The sequence below is a fragment of the Mesorhizobium sp. M7A.F.Ca.AU.002.02.1.1 genome (genome assembly GCF_003998535.1).
GTDB classification, from domain to species: Bacteria; Pseudomonadota; Alphaproteobacteria; order Rhizobiales; family Rhizobiaceae; genus Mesorhizobium; species Mesorhizobium ciceri.
On the sequence record NZ_RZPB01000851.1, the window covers coordinates 1 to 2391 of the forward strand.

General features: G+C 61.1%; 4 protein-coding genes. 3 read left to right on the forward strand and 1 reads right to left on the reverse strand.

The window, feature by feature from the left end; genetic code table 11:
- Positions 1–273: 273 nt before the first annotated feature.
- Positions 274–720: an iron-sulfur cluster assembly scaffold protein gene (locus EN879_RS32275; protein WP_063167874.1), complete on the reverse strand. Its 447-nt coding sequence runs from the start codon at positions 718–720 to the stop codon at positions 274–276.
- 240 nt (positions 721–960) lie between these two features.
- Between EN879_RS32275 and folE the strand changes: the two genes are divergently transcribed.
- The 3 genes from folE to EN879_RS32290 form a co-directional block, all read left to right on the forward strand.
- Positions 961–1596 (forward strand): GTP cyclohydrolase I FolE, encoded by a 636-nt coding sequence (gene folE / locus EN879_RS32280; protein ID WP_013531982.1) that lies wholly within the window; start codon positions 961–963, stop codon positions 1594–1596.
- Positions 1597–1631: 35 nt separating this feature from the next.
- Positions 1632–2093, forward strand: a complete 462-nt coding sequence (hisI, locus tag EN879_RS32285) for a phosphoribosyl-AMP cyclohydrolase (RefSeq protein WP_013531983.1) — start codon at positions 1632–1634, stop codon at positions 2091–2093.
- Between the two features lie 84 nt (positions 2094–2177).
- Positions 2178–2391: patatin-like phospholipase family protein (locus EN879_RS32290; protein WP_348631514.1), on the forward strand; the 214-nt coding region annotated here is incomplete at its 3' end.

The window sequence follows — 2391 nt, forward strand, 5'->3', positions numbered from 1 at the left end:
ATGCCACGCCATGTCCGAGCAAGGCGGCCTGCTTTGAAAGCGACGCATCCGGCGCCTATTGGCTGGTGGCCAGAAACCTGCACGACCTCTCGGAGCCGGTCGCCGCGTTCGCCGACTGGCTCAGAAGCGAATTTGCCGAAAGCAGGCGGGCGCTGGAAGCGCAGGTTTAAACCCTTCTGGCCCGGTTCCTGTCCAGCCAAATGCCAAGCAGTGGCAGCAAAGATTTGGGCGCCTGCGCGAAGCCTGCGCACCGTGGACGGCCAAATCCCAAGGTCAGGCCGCTTCTTCGGCGCGCTTCTTCTCGATCTGGCCGATCGCGTCGACCACGGCATCGAAAGTCAGCATGGTCGAAGCGTGCCGCGCCTTGTAGTCGCGCACCGGCTCCAAATATCTGAGATCCGCAAAGCGGCCGTCCGGCGGGGCGCCATTTTCCTTGAGCATCTTCAGCATGGAGTCGCGCACCGCGCGCAATTCCTCGGCACTCGCGCCGACGACATGCTGCGCCATGATCGATGACGACGCCTGGCCGAGCGCGCAGGCCTTCACGTCATGGGCAAAGTCCGTGACGACGCCGTCCTGCATCTTGAGGTCGACGGTGACGGTCGAACCGCATAGCTTGGAGTGCGCCTTGGCGGTCGCGTCAGGATGATCGAGACGGCCGATGCGGGCGATGTTTCCGGCAAAACCGAGAATTTTCGCGTTGTAGACGTCGTTTATCATAATTTTCCAATCCGTCGCCGCCAAGCGAACAGCGATTGCCGCTGTCGTGTCTTCCTTTCGCTCGCTATGACCTTATATAATGCTGGCAGTCCGGTATCGACAAGAACGACGAAAGCCAATGTCCTTGCCGGGAAGTTCACGCCGCTTACGGGGCTGGAAACGGGGCGAGTTTCCGACACCGAAAGGTCGTGGTCCGTTCAACTCGTTCCTCCGCCGAGAGGGACTACGGGAGACGCCTTTATGGATGCCGTCATCAAGAAGCTCATGCCACAGTCAGCCTATATGGAAAAGCCGGTCACCGACCGGCCAAGCGAAGCCGAAGTCGAAGCCGCCGTGCGCACACTTTTGCGCTGGACCGGCGACAATCCGGACCGCGAAGGGTTGGTCGACACGCCGAAGCGGGTGGCAAAGGCCTTTCGCGAAATGTTCGGTGGTTACGACATGTGCCCGGCCGACGAGCTCGGCCGCACCTTCGAGGAGGTCGCCGGCTACGATGACCTGGTCATCGTCAAGGACATAACATTCCATTCGCATTGCGAGCACCACATGGTGCCGATCATCGGCAAGGCGCATGTCGGGTATCTTCCGGACGGCAAGGTCGTCGGCCTGTCCAAGATCGCGCGTGTCGTCGATATCTTCGCCCACCGCCTGCAAACCCAGGAGGCGCTGACGGCGCAGATCGCCGGCGTCATCCAGGACGTGCTCAATCCGCGCGGCGTCGCCGTCATGATCGAGGCCGAGCACATGTGCATGGCCATGCGCGGCATCCGCAAGCAGGGATCAACCACGCTGACCTCGACCTTCACCGGCGTTTTCAAGGACACGCCCGAAGAGCAGGTCCGTTTCGTCACCATGGTGCGCGGCGGCGGGGTCTGATCGGCCCTCGCCGGCCATCAAAATAAGGACCGGCGATGTCGGCACTGGAATTTCCAAAAGCTCCGTCGGACAAGAAGGCTCTCGAGGAAGGCGCGGTGTTTTCGCCGCGCTTCGATGCAGCCGGGCTGGTCACGGTCGTCGTGACAGACGCCGCGGACGGCATGCTGTTGATGGTTGCGCATATGAACGCGCAAGCACTGGCGCTGACGCTTGAGACCGGCATCGCCCACTACTGGTCGCGCTCGCGCAGCGCGCTTTGGAAAAAGGGCGAAACATCAGGCAATTTTCAGCATGTCGTCGAGATGCTCACGGATTGTGACCAGGATGCCATATGGTTGCGCGTCAAAGTGTTGGGCCACGACGCAACCTGTCACACTGGCCGGCGTTCATGCTTTTATCGGACGGTGGGGCTGGTCGACGGCAAAGGGACGCTTGCCATCGACGGCAGCAAGCCGCTGTTCGATGCGGAAAACACGTATCGGAAACCAACAGCTTGAACCTTCTGCCTGACACCGACGACACAGATTCATCATTTCGATACGCCCCGCTCGTATAGTAGCCGTGGGACAAGGGAGATTATGATGCTCGAGTGGGCGTCATTGCGTAACAGACCAGATGTCAGGGAGGCCAACGGCCTGTCCTCGTCAGGCGGCGCGTCCGAAACGAACTCCCAAAAGAAAACAGGCATTTCGCTCGCCTTGGGTGGCGGGTGCGCCCGCGGCTGGGCGCATATCGGCGTGCTGCGCGCGCTGGATGAAGCCGGCATCGAAGGATCGATGATCGCCGGCACCTCGA